The organism is Henriciella sp. (assembly GCF_049649345.1).
GTDB lineage: Bacteria > Pseudomonadota > Alphaproteobacteria > Caulobacterales > Hyphomonadaceae > Henriciella.
In genome coordinates, this window is the sequence record NZ_JBARZC010000279.1 from 1 (window position 1) to 1610 (window position 1610).

General features: G+C 55.4%; 2 protein-coding genes. Both read right to left on the minus strand.

Annotation, left to right across the window (positions count from 1 at the left end; all coding sequences use genetic code 11):
• A partial coding sequence (locus WA989_RS07445) for a hypothetical protein (RefSeq protein ID WP_424339873.1) occupies window positions 1–625 on the minus strand: 625 nt, incomplete at its 3' end.
• 63 nt (window positions 626–688) lie between these two features.
• Complete coding sequence (locus tag WA989_RS07450; protein WP_424339874.1) at window positions 689–1426, minus strand: sugar transferase; 738 nt, start codon at window positions 1424–1426, stop codon at window positions 689–691.
• Window positions 1427–1610 lie beyond the last annotated feature (184 nt).

Below are 1610 nucleotides of genomic sequence, written 5' to 3' on the forward strand. Positions count from 1 at the left end.
GGCCGCCGATGTTGCGATAGACGATATAGGGGACCCAGCGCCTGAAAACCTGCGCGAATATCAGCGCCGCACCGGCCGGTGAAAGCACTAGAAAAACGGCCCCGAAGCCATACTTGAAAAGTTGAAGCGGCAGATAGAGGACGACCCGGCTTGCCTTGTCGATGTGATTGTAGGCTCGGTAAGTCAGACGCAGCCCAACAAGGACCGTCATCCATAGCAACAAAGGGATCAGCCCCGCGGCTAGGACTGTTGCCTCGGCCGCGCGCGGAATGAGTTCGCCCGTCACGAAGACCCAGATCGCCGCGACGCCCAGAACGAGGGCCACGACCCAAGACACAGGCTCGGAGAAATGGTCGCGGAATTCGCTAAACCGCTTTGGTATTTTTCCGTCCGGCTCAATCGTAGCCGCAACAAGGTCATTCTCAAAATAGCCGGCTTCATAAATCGCCCACAGCGAGAAATGCAGCAATAGCAGACCGACAAAGGCAGCCAATGGTGACCCGGAGACCGGCACAAAGGCAACAGCCAGTATCAGGAAGTCGTCAGCCAGATTATCGACAAAGAACGGGCGTCCTCTTGCCGTGTTACGCTTGCAGTTCGCCGCATAGGTGAAAGGGATATACATATCTGGTGTAGCTCCAAACTGGTTGCCTATTGCGCGACAGTTGAGCAGTTCACCCCGAGCGTTTTACCGGCCGGAGCAGGAGAGAACTGCGAAGATGGTCTTCCACAAAACAATCAGATCAGCCTTCAAGGACAGGTCCGCCCAGTATTCGGTGTCGAAACGGCCCCGAACAGCAAAGGAAGAATCGTTCCGGTCTGAAACCTGCCAAGTGCCGGTGATACCTGGCCGCATCAACGAATAGTGGCTTCCGGGGTAAAGCGAGACCTGACTTGGCAACATCGGACGCGGACCCACCAGGCTCATGTCGCCGACTGCGACATTCCACAATTGCGGCAATTCATCGAGTGAGCTGGCTCTCAGGAACCGGCCCAGCGGTGTGATACGCGGATCGTCCCGCAGCTTTTGATACTTGTGCCATTCTTCGGCGGCTTGGGGGTTCTCAGCCAAATATTTGGAGAGCTCGGTTTCCGCATCGGGCACCATCGTCCGAAACTTCCACACGCGAAACAGCGTCCCGCCTTTGCCGACCCTGTCTTGATGAAACAGGGCAGTGTGACCGTCTGACCGGACCAGCAGTCCGATAATCAGCACCACAGGCAGGACGACCGGCAGGGCGATCAAAAGTAGAAACAGATCCAGCACCCGCTTACCAAAACGTTCATATAGGCGGGTAGTGATTGTCGTTATCGGCGACCGTCGCTTTCGCGGTGAGGTGCCGTCGATCATGAAATTATCGCCGTCGTCAAATTTCGCCGTAGACTTCACAAAGCTACCCTCCAACTCACTGATGAGATCGGTCAATCAATGTACTTTTTGCGAACTGACCAAGGAATCGGCCACTACGGCCCCAAACAGCAACATCCGATTGGCAGCACGGATGCCCTTGAGCAGTTCCCCTCGAAATAATATGGCCATATTGTGATCACCGTGTGACGCGGATCAAGGAAAAAACCCCCCGGCAAGTTGGCCTGGTCATGTGGATAAA